At 49.0% G+C, this 14297-nt stretch carries 11 protein-coding genes; 10 read left to right on the top strand and 1 reads right to left on the bottom strand.

What is annotated here, in order from left to right; genetic code table 11:
* Positions 1-125 precede the first annotated feature (125 nt).
* The 5 genes from ACXIT9_RS03405 to ACXIT9_RS03385 all read left to right on the top strand — a co-directional run bounded on the left by ACXIT9_RS03405 (position 126) and on the right by ACXIT9_RS03385 (position 9188).
* Positions 126-3401 (top strand): UvrD-helicase domain-containing protein, encoded by a 3276-nt coding sequence (locus tag ACXIT9_RS03405; RefSeq protein WP_458054844.1) that lies wholly within the window; start codon positions 126-128, stop codon positions 3399-3401.
* A 28-nt stretch (positions 3402-3429) separates the two neighbouring features.
* Positions 3430-6297, top strand: coding sequence for a PD-(D/E)XK nuclease family protein (locus ACXIT9_RS03400; RefSeq protein ID WP_458054843.1), 2868 nt, complete (start codon positions 3430-3432; stop codon positions 6295-6297).
* 26 nt (positions 6298-6323) lie between these two features.
* Positions 6324-7514, top strand: a complete 1191-nt coding sequence (locus ACXIT9_RS03395; RefSeq protein WP_458054842.1) for a chorismate mutase — start codon at positions 6324-6326, stop codon at positions 7512-7514.
* A 464-nt stretch (positions 7515-7978) separates the two neighbouring features.
* Entirely contained in the window at positions 7979-8824 is an 846-nt protein-coding gene (locus tag ACXIT9_RS03390) for a bacteriorhodopsin (RefSeq protein WP_458054841.1), read from the top strand.
* 34 nt (positions 8825-8858) lie between these two features.
* Positions 8859-9188 (top strand): helical backbone metal receptor, encoded by a 330-nt coding sequence (locus ACXIT9_RS03385; protein WP_458054840.1) that lies wholly within the window; start codon positions 8859-8861, stop codon positions 9186-9188.
* Positions 9189-9283: 95 nt separating this feature from the next.
* On the opposite strand, the gene ACXIT9_RS03380 is transcribed toward ACXIT9_RS03385, so the two are convergent.
* Positions 9284-9544, bottom strand: coding sequence for a hypothetical protein (locus ACXIT9_RS03380; RefSeq protein ID WP_458054839.1), 261 nt, complete (start codon positions 9542-9544; stop codon positions 9284-9286).
* Positions 9545-9644: 100 nt separating this feature from the next.
* Here ACXIT9_RS03380 and ACXIT9_RS03375 point away from each other — a divergent pair, with 100 nt between their 5' ends.
* From ACXIT9_RS03375 to ACXIT9_RS03355, 5 genes are all read left to right on the top strand, one after another.
* Positions 9645-10826 carry a DUF4221 family protein gene (locus ACXIT9_RS03375; RefSeq protein WP_458054838.1) on the top strand — a complete coding sequence of 394 codons (1182 nt, stop codon included), beginning with the start codon at positions 9645-9647 and terminating at the stop codon, positions 10824-10826.
* Positions 10823-11230, top strand: a complete 408-nt coding sequence (locus ACXIT9_RS03370) for a hypothetical protein (protein ID WP_458054837.1) — start codon at positions 10823-10825, stop codon at positions 11228-11230. The genes ACXIT9_RS03375 and ACXIT9_RS03370 overlap by 4 nt, the downstream gene beginning before the upstream one ends.
* A gap of 335 nt (positions 11231-11565) precedes the next feature.
* Positions 11566-11823 (top strand): hypothetical protein, encoded by a 258-nt coding sequence (locus tag ACXIT9_RS03365; protein WP_458054836.1) that lies wholly within the window; start codon positions 11566-11568, stop codon positions 11821-11823.
* A gap of 77 nt (positions 11824-11900) precedes the next feature.
* Positions 11901-13049: a hypothetical protein gene (locus tag ACXIT9_RS03360; RefSeq protein WP_458054835.1), complete on the top strand. Its 1149-nt coding sequence runs from the start codon at positions 11901-11903 to the stop codon at positions 13047-13049.
* 1 nt (position 13050) lies between these two features.
* A partial coding sequence (locus ACXIT9_RS03355) for a carboxypeptidase-like regulatory domain-containing protein (protein ID WP_458054834.1) occupies positions 13051-14297 on the top strand: 1247 nt, incomplete at its 3' end.

Raw genomic sequence — 14297 nt, 5'->3', positions numbered from 1 at the left:
GGAGCACAGCCCGAACTAAAAAACTTTTTTTCACCACCGAAAACAGGACGGAAAGATGCGTGCGCTTCTCCCCTTGGTTTTGTAACTTGGGGCGCGCAATATCCTTTTTTTATCCCCCATACCCCATGACAGCAGCCCCCCGCTTGATTCTCTATAAATCTTCCGCCGGATCCGGAAAAACCTATACACTGACACGCGAATACCTGAAGTTGGCGCTTCAGCATCCGCAGGCTTTTCGCCAGATTTTGGCCGTCACCTTCACGAATAAGGCTACCCAAGAAATGAAGGAACGTATCCTGAGCACCCTGCGTAGAATCGATCGCGAGGGCCTGCGCCAGGGGGAAAATCTGGACGAGGCCCTGCTGGAAGCCACCCGACTGCAGCCTGCAGCTCTTCGGCAGCGGGCAAAAGAGGTACTTCGTGCGATCCTGCACGATTATGCCAGCTTCTCCGTCAGCACCATCGATGCCTTTTTCCAAAAAGTCGTCCGTGCCTTCGCACGTGAAATGGACCTGAACGCCCGCTATGAAGTGGAACTGGATCAGCGTCGCCTGCTAGAAGCGGCCGTGGACGGGCTGATGCTCCGCGTAACAGAAGATCCCCAGCTCCTCCGCTGGCTGGTAGAGCATGCCACGTCCAAAATTCAGGACGGTCGCTCCTGGAACACACGGGAAGATACGCTCAGCCTGAGTTTGGAGCTATTCAGCGAGCAGTTTCAGCGTGTGGCTCCCGCGATCCTGCAGTTTCTCGCCGAGCCCCAGGGTATGGAACACTTTAAAAAGCAGGTGCTGGCCGAGAGAAATGGGCTCCTGAAGCGGGCCCACAGCTTGCGGCAGGAGGTGCAGCAACTGCTCACACGTTTCGATCTGGTAGCCCAGGACTTTTCTGGGGGGAGCAATAGCTTTATGGTTCGTTTTACCACAGAAGTGGACAGCAGCGATCCCTTTAGGACCTTTACGCCAACTCAGCTCGCTAAAATCCAACATACAGAAGGTCTTTATGCCAAGACCTCTAAGAAGAAAGCCGAAATCGAGCAGGCAGCTCAGGCCGGACTCCTCCATTACCTCCAGGAGTGGCAGGAAAATCACCGCCGCTGGAAGCACGTGCAGGCCCTTTACCGGCATCTCTATGTTTTTGGGCTCCTTCAGGAGCTCCTGCGGCAACTGCAACACGTGAAGGAGGAAGAAAATGTGCTGCTCATTTCCGATGCCAATGCCTTCCTAGCAGGCATCACACAGCTGCATGAGGCCCCCTTTATCTATGAAAAAGTGGGCAATCATTACCAACATTTCCTCATGGATGAATTTCAAGATACCTCAGGCTTTCAATGGAATAGCTTTCGACCGCTGCTCGAAAATAGCTTGGCACAGGGGCAGTCGAATCTGCTAGTAGGAGATGTGAAACAGTCGATTTACCGCTGGCGTGGAGGCGATCTGGGACTGCTTCTCCAGCAGGTGGAAGAAGACCTCGGGCATCTAGGGACCGAAAGCCGGCAGTTGCAGGAAAACTACCGCAGCCTGCCGCGCATTATCCAGTTTAACAATGCGCTCTTCACCTATCTCGCAGGGGCACTTGGGGAAGAAGGCCTGCGCCATCAGCATTTTGATGCGCAGGCAGCAGCACGTATCCAGCTCGCCTATGCGGATGTAGCGCAGGGCCAGGGGCGTCGCGTGGCTCCCGAGGCGTTTCAGGGAGAGGTAACCTGCCACTTCTGCTATCCGGGAGAAGAGGAGGAAGGGGACGGAACCACAGGTGAAGAAGGGATGGATCCCGAAACACCGGAGGCCTTTCGCCTGCTGGAGGCCAAGCTCATCGCCCTGCAGGAGGCGGGCTATGCGCTGCGGGATATCGCCTTTCTCACCCGCACCAAACAGCAGGGCTTCCGCATAGCGGAATTTTGTTTGACTCTCGGCAGAAAATACCGAGAGCGTGAGCACCTGCGCTTCGATGTGCTCTCCGATGAATCCATGTTTTTGCAGGCCGCCCTATCTGTTCGCGCCCTGGTGGCGGCCTTGCAGGTACTCTTTGACCCTACTGACCAGGTGGCCACCCGCAGCCTTTGGCATTACCTGTATGTGCTGCGGGGGGAGGCGCTGACGCATGCCTTGTATGCGGAAGCGATCCAAGAGGGGCCACTAAAAGCCCTGGAGGAGCGTTTTCGGGCGCAGACGGAAAATTTGCGCCAGCTTCCCCTCCTGGATGCAGTAGAAACCCTGATTCACCTGCTTGGGCTGATGGAGGCTGGGCGGGAGGAGCAGGCCTACGTCGCCGCCTTTAAGGAGGAAGTATACCTGTATAGCAGCCGTAAGCGGGCCGACCTCGCTGGATTTTTAGCCTGGTGGGCCGTCGAACAAAACCGCCGTACGGTGAAGGTGCCGGATAGCCACGATGCCATGCGGATCTTAACGATCCATAAGGCGAAAGGCCTACAGTTTAAGGTGGTGCTCATGCCCTTTTTAGACTGGCCGGCTGTAGCGCTTAAAAACACCCTCGTCTGGGCGCCCGCCTATGCGGACCAGCCCGCCCCCATCGTGCCGATCCGCTTAGAGGCAGCGCTGCAAGACACCCCCTTCGGGCCTTTGCTCGAGGAGGAACAGCTCTGGCAGTACCTGGATGCGCTGAACATGCTCTATGTGGCACTCACCCGTGCCGAGGAGGTCTTCTGGTCTTGCTCCCAGCTCCGCAGCAAGCGGGAAAAGGCTGGAGAAAACCTGAAATCCGTCAGCGAGTGGCTCTTAAACGGTACCCAGGTGCTGCAGCAGACAGTGGAGGCGCCAGACCTGCAGCGCGATGAGGACCACTTCCGATGGGGACAGCTGCCCGAGCGCCTGTCCAGCCCCAGCACCCCTAGCCTTGCGCCAGCAGCTGGAAGTAGTGCCCGCTTTCAACCGTGGAGCTCCCGGCTGGCCCTCCGCGCACAGGCCCTGGATTTTTCCGAGGAGGGCTTGCGCCAAAGGGCCCGCAGACAGTTCGGCATGCTTGTACATGAGTTGCTCGAAACAGCTCAAGATCAGCGGGAGCTCCAGCACCTGCTCCAGCGTGCCCATTTTGCCGGCAGGCTAAACGAAACCGAGTACCAACAGATCGCACAGCAGTTCGAGGCCCTCTTCGAGCGGGAATTGATGCGGTCCTGGTACGCCCCAGGGCTTAAAGTGCTTCGCGAGCAGGGGATCTATGTGCCCCAAAAAGGACAGCGGCGTCCCGATCGCATCGTCTTCCTGCCCGATGCCGTGCATGTGATCGACTTTAAGACAGGAGAGCCACGTGCTCAGGATCGGGAGCAGGTTTTGGCCTACCGGTCCCTTGTGGAGGAGCTCCAAGACCTGCCGGTCAAAGCCTTCGTCGTCTACGTGGATCCGGTGCAGCTCGTGGCGCTGGAGGGGAATCAACAAACAAAATAAAGCCAATAAAAAACTAGCCAATAAGCAGATGGAACCCTTTTTAGCCACCATTGCCCGTGATCTGACCCAGCGATTTAGCGATCTCTCGCGTATCTGCGTGGTCGTACCGAACCGCCGCGCCGGACTCTTTCTTCTCCAGCACCTCGAGCAGGAGCTAGAGACTGCGGGGCGTACCTCCTGGATGCCGGAAGTGCTGCCGATCGAACACCTTTTTTATCGGTTGGCCGAAGCAGAGCCGGCGGATTCCCTCACCCTGCTTTTTCAGCTCTACCGCGCTTACACGCGGGTACATCCGGAGCCCGAGCCCTTTGATGCCTTTTATTACTGGGGAGAGCTTATGCTGAAGGATTTTCGGGACATCGACCAGTTTCTGGTGGACCCGGAACTGCTCTACACCGAGCTGCGTGAGGAAAAGGAGGCGCTCAGCGATTTCAGCTTTTTGGAGCCCGAGCAGGTGGAGCTGATTCGCCAGTTTTGGACGCATTTTAGGGCCCAGGCCCAAAGCGAAAATCAGGGATTTCTCCAGTACTGGCAGTATCTGGCGCCCCTGTACCGCGCGTTTAAGGAGCAGCTGGCCGCCGCGAATCTGCACGAAGGGGCAGCGCTTTACCGCCAGGTGGCTACCCGACTGGAGGAGCTGCCAGCACCGGAGAAGCAACATATTTTCGTGGGGTTTAATGCCTTCACGATGGCGGAGGAGCGGCTTATCAAGCACTACATCACCCAGCATCAAGCGCTGATTTTCTGGGATGTGGATGCCTATTACCTGGAGGATCGCCAGCAGGAGGCTGGCCTGTTTTTCCGTCAGTACCGAAAAGATCCCGTCTTCGGGCCAACTTTTCCTTCGCTGCTACCAGATCATATCCGAGCCAAGGCCCCGCACATCCACTGCTATGCGAGCAGCCTGAAGACGATGCAGGCACAGCTGGTAGGGGATATTTTGGCGGCTTTGCCCGAAGGGCAAAAGTGGCAAGAGACAGTGGTGATCCTGCCCGATGAGCAACTTCTTTTCCCAGTGCTGCATGCGCTGCCGGAGCAGGTCGATAAGGTGAATGTCACGATGGGTTATCCGGTGAAAAATGCACCCATATATGCTTTCTTGGAAGCCTGTGTGGAGCTCCAGGGGCATATGCGCGAACAGGAAGGGGAGTGGGTCTGCTACCACCAGCCGCTGCGAGATTTACTGCGCTCGGTCTACCTAAAAGATGCGGCTCCCGAATTTGTGGACCTACTCCTGAAGGAGATGCTGACCCAAAACCGTGTCTACCTGCCGCTAAGCCGCCTGCAGGCGGGTGGAGCGCGCTTTGAACGCGTTTTTCAGCGCGTGGAGCCAGGGAATCTGGCCCTTCATCTAGCGGATTTTGTGCGTTTTATGGCGGAGGAGCTGCAGGGGGACACCTTCCAGCAGGCCTACCTCTTTCAGTGCTACAAGCAGCTGCTGCGCCTGGACGACACGCTGCGCCGGGAGGAGATCCCCAACTTGGAGCTGCGTTTTTTTATACGGCTGTTTCGGCAGCTGTTTCGGGAGGTGAAGCTGCCTTTCGATGGGGAGCCGCTGGGGGGCTTGCAGCTCATGGGGGTGCTGGAAAGCCGTAATTTGGATTTCAAGCGGCTGATTATATGTGACTTGAATGAGGCGAGTTTCCCTCCTTCGGGGGGCTTGAATTCGATGATTCCCTATAAGCTGCGCAAGGCCTTCCGTCTGCCTGTGCAGGAGCAAAACGATGCGATTTATGCCTACACCTTTTACCGCTTGCTCCATCAGGCGGAGGAGGTGCACCTGATCTATGCCCAGCAGGGGGAGGGGGGCAAGCTTATGGAGCGCAGCCGGTATTTGGAGCAGCTGCGGGTGGAGCTGCCCCTAGAAGCAGAGGAGCGCCAGGTCTTTTTGCCCGTAGGGCGGCGTGAGGTGCCGGAAATACGCATCGAAAAAACGCCAGAGGTGCGTGCGCAGCTGCAAGGCTTTTTGGGGCGAAAGGCCCGCAAACGCTTTTCGGCTACCGCTTTTTCTACCTACCTGGACTGCCGCCTGCGTTTTTATTTTAAGTATGTGGCTGAACTAAAGGAGCCCGACCAGGTGCAGGAGGAGGTGGATGCGGGGGTCTTCGGGAATCTGGCGCATTATAGCCTGGAGTTTTTATACCTCGGCTATCGGGAGCGGAAGAAATCTTGGGAAATCACAGCTGAAGCGATTCAGGAGCTGAAAAAAAATTGGGTGCGTCCGGCTGTTGAAAAGGCCATCCGCAAGCATTATGACCTAGCGGAGAGGGGGGAGATTCCCTATAGCGGGCAGTTGTTGGTGGTACGCGAGGTGCTGGAGCACTACGTGCAAGCTGTTTTAGACCGGGATGCTGCGGCGGCGCCTTTCCAACTTATCGGCTTGGAGGTGCGCTGTGAGACGGAAATGCCGATTCTAGTGGATGGGCGTAAGGTGGAGGTGGCCCTGCAGGGGGTGATCGACCGTGTGGACGCGCTGGAGGCAGAGGGGCTGCGCCTGCTGGATTATAAGTCAGGGGCGGACAAAAAGGATTTTCCTTCTGTCGCTAGCCTGTTCGATCGGGAGGATCCCAAGCGGAATAAGGCCGTAATGCAAACCTTTTTCTATGGCTACCTGTATCGGCGGGTAAATCCCTCTGAAGTGCGGCCGCTGAAGCCGGGATTGATCAACTTAAAAGATATTTTCAAACCCCAGTTCAGTCCTTACTTGCAACTTAAGGAAAAGCCGAGGGGCTCTGGGCTGCTGATAAGCGATTATCGGCAGTATGCGGAGGCTTTCGAGGAGGGCTTGGGAGGGCTTTTAGAGGAGATTTTCGCTGCGGAGCAGGCCTTCAGCCAGACAGATGACCTGAAAAAGTGTGGCTACTGCCCGTATAAGGCACTTTGTGGAAGAAATTAAGGACATTAAACCTAAGCGGAAAGGGGATGGTTATAAGAGGTATGCAAGATAAAGTGATCATAGCAGGCCCCTGTTCGGTGGAGACTCCGGAGCAGCTGCGGGCCACGGTGGTGCCCCTAGTGGAGGGGGGCATACGCGAGATTCGTGTGGGTATCTGGAAGCCACGCACGCGTCCCGGCTCTTTCGAAGGCATGGGCAAGCAGGCGCTGCCTTGGGTGCGGGACTTAGCGGAGGAGCTGCAAGTAGATTTTGCCACGGAAGTGGCCCGTCCAGCACATGTGGAAGCAGCCTTAAAGCATAACATCACCCGTCTATGGATCGGGGCACGTAGTACGACAAACCCTTTTACGGTGCAGGAGCTGGCAGAAGCGCTGCGGGGAACCGGTGCTGTGGTGATGATAAAAAATCCGGTGAACCCGGACCCTGCGCTTTGGATCGGGGCGGTGGAGCGCATGCAGGCGATGGGCATCGAGGCTATCCGCTTAATCCACAGGGGCTTTTCAAATTATAGCGATAATTTTTACCGCAATAGCCCCATGTGGCAGCTGCCCATAAGTTTGAAAACCCACTTCCCAGACTTGCCGCTGCTGTGTGACCCCAGCCATATTTGTGGGCGCAGAGATACGCTGGCGCAAGTGGCCCAGATGGCGATGGACCTAAACTTCGATGGACTGATGGTGGAAACACACCATGACCCCGATGCTGCCTGGTCTGATGCCGCACAGCAGCTCCGCCCGGCGGCTTTTTTTGCCCTTTTAAACGGGCTGCGCACGGTGCGCGAAGAGGTAGAGTCGTTACAAGCGAAAAAAATCCTTCAGGAGCTGCGCCAAGCGATAGACGCTTGTGATCGGGACTTGATGGACGCGCTGCTGCGGCGCCAAAACCTGGCCAAACAGGTGGGCTTGCTGAAGAAAAAGTACGGAGTGGCACTTTTTCAGCGGGAACGCTGGAAGCAGGTATTTGCCAGTCGTGCTGAATGGGCAGCAGCCGCGGGCCTAGATGCGGAATTTGTGCAACACATGTACGAATTGATTCATGTGCATGCCTTAAAAACGCAGGAGGCAGCGCTTCAGTCTCCTCATCCACTGGCGATACCGCCGGGCAGTCCAAAAAACGGGGCAGATGCCAAGCTAAACGGCAAGAGCCTAGGCGGTAAAAGGAAAGGCCAGAAGCCCGACGCATCCGATTCAGGGGACGAAAAGCCTACCGGCGAATAGGCAGCAGACGCCGTCTTATTTGTCTTAATTTGCATGTTTAAAATTCAAATACATATCTTTAAAAGCCAAAAAATGTCCATTCCTAAAAAATTTCGATAATTTTATAAACCTTAGACCCTTTTCGTCGTTATACATATTGAAAGCAGGGCAGAAGCAAGCTTGGAAGCGATTTTAGGCTTTTTCGCCCCTTTCCTAAGGTTGAATCAAAGGTTTTCAGTTGATAAATGTTTGATTAGTTTAGTTAGATTAGTATTTAAGTGATAGAACTGGGTTTAAATTCTAGGAAAGACCACCTCAAATAGAGGTGGTTTTTTTTCGTTTAGCACCGAGGGGATGTGTTTAGCACGAATCCCATATTTTTCAGGCTTTTATTTTTTACTTTTTTCAAACATAATCATGTAAGTCATGTTTCTGTGTATGAACTTCTCTTTTTACCACATTTATTCACTTAACCTTTCTGACTCATGGAAACATTAGGCAATGCCACTTTCGAGAATTACATCGGCCTGAACGAAGGCTTTTCTGAGATGGCCTATCAGATGGTGGCGCACGTGCTCACCTTAGGCTATGCAGTGATGCTCGCTGCCCTCCTGTACTTTGTTCTCACCATCAAATACGTAGCCCCTAAGTACCGGCTGTCCTCTGTTTTATCGGTTGTGGTGATGGTCTCCGCTTTCTTGCTTCTCTTCGTGCAGGCGAATAATTGGACGAGCACCTTCGTATTCGATGCCAGCCGTGGAAGGTACTTTTTGGCCGAAGGCCAAGACCTGTTTAACAATGGCTATCGCTACCTCAACTGGCTCATCGATGTGCCGATGTTGCTCTTCCAAATCCTGTTTGTAGTATCCCTGAAGCGAAGCAGTTTCGCGAGTGTGCGCAATCAGTTTTGGTTTTCAGGCACTGGGATGATTCTTACGGGCTATGTGGGGCAGTTTTATGAGGTGACCGATTTAACCGCTTTCGCTGTGTGGGGCGCCCTTTCTACGGTATTCTTTATCCATATTTTATGGCTGATGAAAAAGGTCATCAACGAAGGCAAAGAGGGCACACCTCCAGCTGCTCAGGCTACCTTAAACGGGATTTGGCTGCTGTTCTTAGTTTCTTGGATGCTTTATCCGGGTGCTTACCTGATGCCCCATCTTGCTGGCATCGAAGGGCTTTTCTTCAGTGAACTGGGTGTGGTCGCGCGTCAGATTACCTATACCATTGCGGATGTGAGTTCTAAAGTGATTTACGGTGTGCTGCTTACGGTCGTCGCGCAGGAATTAAGTAAACATGAGGGCTATGTCTACACGAAATTAGGAAATTGATTTTTTCGGGTGAGTTTTTAATTTTTTTAAGTGATTGAGATCTGTTTCTGGCCGCCCTTCGGGCAAAGGGAACAGGTCTCTTTTCCGTTTTAGCCTGCTGTTAGGGCGCTTGGGAAGGGCAGGTTTTGAAAATGTGATGACCAAATCCCGTTATCCAGAAATAAAAATAGAAGAACTAAAGACTTTATCCCCTGATTTTTTACTCCTCAGCTCCGAACCTTTTCCTTTCAAGCAAAAGCACATCGATGAATTTGCTGCTCATTTACCACAAACGAGTATTCAGTTGGTAGATGGGGAAATGTTTTCTTGGTATGGGAGTAGGTTGAGGTATTTTAGGGAGTATGTGGAAAAGTATCTTCTTTGACTTTTGTGGAGGTCTCAGATATCAAGTTATGATTTTTCTATAGTATAAGGTTTTGTTCATGAGTGATTTTTTTTACCTAATCCTGTCTTACATCATTAAAAAGGAAAAAAATTAGATATTTTCACTAATAAAATTTGCGTTTTCAAATCATTTTTTTTTATTTGCTGGACAACTAAAAACAAATTATATATGAAAACAATGTTTAAGTTTCCCAAAAGAGTAATGGCAGTTGCCGGAGCAGCAGCTATGTTGTTGGCTACTTGTGGAGTAGCACTTATCTCCACTTCTACTGTTGAAGCACAATCTGGAAAGATTTGGAATGGAAGTAAGTTCTGTGAAAGACCAGGTGATTTCACATGCCTCCCCGAGGTAGTGGTAGAATAGCAAACTGATTGGTTGGAGCTGCTGTTTTGGTGATCTAAAACAGCACCTAATCTTTAAAAAATTCAAAAAAGTATGCATAAGCTAAACTGGATTATCATCAGTGTTTGTACCCTCCTGATATTTGCCTGCTCAGAAAAGAAGCAGGAGGAGTCGTTGGGAGTTTTTCGAGAGGTGAATACTTATCAATTGGATTTGGATAGATTTACTTCTCCGGTAGAAGACCATTATCAATATGTCCCTAATTGGAAAGGTGAAGAGGCCTATGCATTTCACATTGAGGCCAAAGGACAGATTAAACTGTATAGTTTAGCTACTGGTGCTCTACTTGAGACTTTACCCTATGCGCTCAACCAACCAAACTTGCAGTATGGAATCCATGACTTTTATATTTTGAATGAAGACAGTATTTTCTTAAACCGTCGCCGTGCGTACAAGGTCTACCTCATCGATAGTGTGTATGAGATCATCAATACACTGAATTTTATGTCCGAAAATGATGAAATAGACAAAAATACCGGATGGCCCAAATCTAAAGACACATTTTTACCTGCGTGGAATAGAAACAGGTTTTTCAAGAAGATTGGAGAGGATATTTTTCTATCAGGAACGCCAAATTTTGATGCTCGGTTTGCAGATGCCACATACACAAAAACATTGCTTAATTCCTATTCCCTCAGCTCTGAAAAGATTACACCTCTACTAGGCTATCCAGAGAAGATGCAGGGAAAGGCTTGGGGTGAGTTTTTTGATATGGTTTATTTAGATTATTGTCCTAATGGAGATTTTTTTGTGCTAAGTTTTGCTGCAGATGAGCTGGTGTATGTGACAAATAGATCAATGAAAGTGCTCCAGAAATTTGATGCTTACCCCCAGGGTTACAAAAAAGTACCTCCCTTATCGAAGAAAGAAGTAGAAAGCGGTGATGCTTATGAATCTCATTGGCAAAACCATAATATTTTTGGACCTATTCATTGGGATCCATTTAGAAATCTGATCTATAGGATTATGGAAGAGCCTAATGAGGATTATGTCCCAAATTTGCTTCGAGATCCGATCCAAAGAGCCAGAAATATGGTAATGATGGCCTTTGACCCGAATCAAGAGTATAAAAAAGTGGCTGAAATGCGTTTGAAGAAAACCGAAAAGGGCTTATTTCTTGACCGCTGCTTTGTCAATGAAAAGGGGTTGAATATCACTTACGTGGATCTGGAAAATGAGGATAAGCTTTACTTTAAGACTTTTGTGGTGAAATGAGAGAATTGAGGCTAGCAGTACTGGTTGTTTTGATTTGCTCTTTCGCAAGTTGTTCACAGCATTCAGAAAAGGATAATTATCTTCTCTACCTCGAGGAGATTTTAGGAGAGGCAGCGGACGAATCTCAGAGGTATGTGGTGGTTTCGGATTACAGTTGCTCCACCTGTAAGGAACAGGTTTATCGGGAGATAGAGGAAAAGTCAACTACTAAAGTATGCATCATCCTACAGCCTAGAAATAAGGTTATTCTTCAGGACCGTTTTCAGGAGGCTATTAGGGAAAACAGGCTGATTATTGATACGGCAAGACTTAATCAAGAGAGGGGAGTGATTATTGACAAGGCGGTGGAGATACAGTTCCAAGAAGGTAAATGGGAATTGAAAGAGTTGGATGGAAATTATTGAATAGCCTATCCCTTTCAAGCAAAAGCACATCGATGAATTTGCTGCTCACTTACCACAAATGTGTATTCAGTTGGTAGATGGGGAGATCTTTTCCTGGTACGGGAGCAGGTTGCTGTATTTTGTTGATTATGTGAAAGATAAGTTATAATGAAATTTTTATTACCTGAAAACCAATGGTTTACAATAACAGACTTAATTTTTTTTCAAACTACATTTGCATTTATAGTTGGGGGGTATTTTTAATCAGAAAAATAAATAACGGCGCCGAAAAAATATTTTTCTTGGACAGTCAAGTGTTGGCTGTCGGCAAGTATTAAACCAAATATTCATTCCACATGAGAAAGCTAACACTTCTTATCGTCATGGGATGCGTGTTAATGGCATTCCCTCTTTCTACTCAAAAAGTTCATGCAGATCCATTAAGTAAAGGCTTAGACCTAGCAAAAGTAATTGCGGAAGGTATTGATAAAGGTTGTGACAACCTTCGAGAATCAGGTAATCTACAGAGACGTTGCAAAAATGGGATTTGTGCAACAGTTGCATGTATTTCCTTCAGGACTGCTTGCGATTCGCCACAAAAATGCAAAAAATAGAAAGAATAACTTAGTTTTGAAATTAGTGTAAGTGAAGGTGATTTTTCACCTTCACTTTATAAATTTGTTTGGCTAGTATGAGAAAAATATCTATTTACTTTGTAGCGTTTGAACTTTTATTTGGTTGCGGTAAAGTAGAACAAAACAAAGTCAATGATACGGTACTTGATCATCAATTTTCGGTTAAGTTAGACACTGTTTTTATCCAGCCTTCAAGAAGTTCACAGGTAGGAAGATTCGAATGGTCTGGCAGTGAGGTGTTATATATTGACCATTTGTACGGCTTTATAGAATCTTACGCAATTGATGGAAGCTTTATTAAGCGTAATTTAAGAATTCTGCAGGGACCTGAGGAGTTGGCTAGCATCAGTAATGTGAGTGCGCATGATTCTGGTTTTCTGGTAAAGGGGCAAGGATGGACCTTCTACGAATACGACAGAGACTGGCAGTTTCAGAAGAAATATACGATGCGTGCGGATGCAGCCTTTGAGGTGAGTGAATTGATTCAAAATCCAGTAGCGAGCTCCCCGATGATGTATGAGTTACAGCATTACAACGCGCATTTTCCTGTAACAGCTGACTACCTGTATGCTAAGGTAGACTGCGAACACCCGACGTTAAATGCTTTCATCACGCCAGAATTTTACAAAGAAGCCTTTTTGGTGGCGAAGATTAGTCGAAAAGATGGGAGAATCGAAGAACTGCTTCATCATTTTCCTGAAAGTTATCAGCAGTATCGCTTTGTGCCCTTTCATATCTTTTTTGATTTTCATATAGGGAGTTCTGGCAAGCAATGGATGACTTTTGAGGTGGATCCGACTATTTATGTGTTTGATGCCTCATTGAACTTGATTAGTTCTTTTGGAGAGCCAGGAGTAAACATGCGCAACAAATATCCAGAGACGCGTACCTTGGAGGTAGCGTTTGAGACGGATTTATTCCTTGAATCGCGTTTTAAGGATGGTTTTTATAAGGATGTCTTTGTGGATGAGGCAGCGGATATCGTATTCCGCACCTATAGAACAGGGAGTACTGAACAGGCGACAGGTGAGGAGTTGAAAAATCCATTACGGTTACAGATTTACCAAGGAGAACAGTTGATTTCAGATACTGCGGTTCCTGAGCGCTTTCGATTGATTGGCAAGGTTTCAGAGCGCAAATACATTGCCGACGGCTATTTTGATGAAATGGGTGAACAACAGGGGTTTTATGTATTATCCATTTAAGATGAGAATTTTTTTGTTTTCATGGCTGTGCTGCTGTATGGTGCTGAATTCAGCGCTGGCACAGCGTGAAGTGATACGCGGCAAGGTGGTGGATGCCGAAACAGGCGAGGGCCTAGCCCATGCGCATTTGGTTTTGGTTCAGCAGGCCAAGCAAGCGGTAGGAAATGCAGATGGGGCATTTTCTTTTGCGCTTTCTTCCGAGAAGGGCAGTGATAGTTTACGGGTTTCCTTTATGGGCTATGCCTCGCAGGTATTTGCGCTAGCAGACCTAAAGCGCAACACTTCTTTAGTGATCTCTTTAAAAAAAGTAGAGAAGGAATTGGATGCAGCTGTCGTTTTGGGATATCCTTTAAAGGATCTGATGAAAAAATTTCTCGATAATATGGGGAATACCTTTTATGCAGACCCTTTAGAAATAGATGTGTTCTATCAGGAAGTGATCGAAGAAGAGGGCAAGTATGTAGGGTTTGCACGTGCGGCGGGTTACATGCACTATGCGGGCTATGATCGAGCGTTTTTTGATAAGGCAAAAAAATCAAGTGACGCAAGGGTTCACTACAACACGTTTTACCAAGTGCAAAAGTCGGATTATCACATGTTGCATAAATTTACAGGAAAGGCCAGAAATGTTGTTAACTGGGTCATGTCACAGGAACCTTACCAGTATTTTGGCTTGAATCCCAACTGGTTTACGTATGAAGTATTGGGAGAAACGATTATCGACGATCGACTGGTGTATATACTGTCTTTTCATGCGTCGAGTAAGGCCTTTGATCGGGACATCAAGAAATGGGGACGATCGCATAAGAAAAAATTACAGCAGGGTATATTCTATATCGATCAGGAGGATTATGGGCTTCATCGCATGCATTTAAAGTGGGAGAATGCGAATCCTACTACCAGAATATATTATGGTTCAAGACAGTATAAGCACACCATACTCGAAGAAAATCTTAATGTCTATTATCGTCGAACGGAAGAAGGTCGGTATTTATTTACCTATGTGAACCAAGCGAGAAGTGCGATTGGCTATGGGTATAAGGGGGAGGGTTATCATGAAGGGAAGCAGATGAGGGAATTTGCTGAAATGTATGCATTAGCATCTTCTCCAGGGGATTTATCTTATGATGAGTTAAAAGCGCGCTACTTTTATGGTCTTCGGGAGAGTGCTCCTCATTACAAGTTGAACTATGTAGCTGACCTATACAATGGTTGGATTTTCACTTCGGGTCGATCGACGTACGATCC

It is taken from the genome of Nitritalea sp. (genome assembly GCF_054166705.1).
The sequence above is the reverse complement of the archived record's forward strand: the minus strand, read 5'-3'. Positions and strand labels throughout refer to the sequence as shown.

Bases quoted from the DNA above. Each gene is read 5' to 3' on its own strand.
- ACXIT9_RS03405 (WP_458054844.1), top strand. From the start codon at position 126: ATGACAGCAGCCCCCCGCTTGATTCTCTATAAATCTTCCGCCGGATCC.
- ACXIT9_RS03400 (WP_458054843.1), top strand. From the start codon at position 3,430: ATGGAACCCTTTTTAGCCACCATTGCCCGTGATCTGACCCAGCGATTT.
- ACXIT9_RS03395 (WP_458054842.1), top strand. From the start codon at position 6,324: ATGGTTATAAGAGGTATGCAAGATAAAGTGATCATAGCAGGCCCCTGT.
- ACXIT9_RS03390 (WP_458054841.1), top strand. From the start codon at position 7,979: ATGGAAACATTAGGCAATGCCACTTTCGAGAATTACATCGGCCTGAAC.
- ACXIT9_RS03375 (WP_458054838.1), top strand. From the start codon at position 9,645: ATGCATAAGCTAAACTGGATTATCATCAGTGTTTGTACCCTCCTGATA.
- ACXIT9_RS03370 (WP_458054837.1), top strand. From the start codon at position 10,823: ATGAGAGAATTGAGGCTAGCAGTACTGGTTGTTTTGATTTGCTCTTTC.
- ACXIT9_RS03365 (WP_458054836.1), top strand. From the start codon at position 11,566: ATGAGAAAGCTAACACTTCTTATCGTCATGGGATGCGTGTTAATGGCA.
- ACXIT9_RS03360 (WP_458054835.1), top strand. From the start codon at position 11,901: ATGAGAAAAATATCTATTTACTTTGTAGCGTTTGAACTTTTATTTGGT.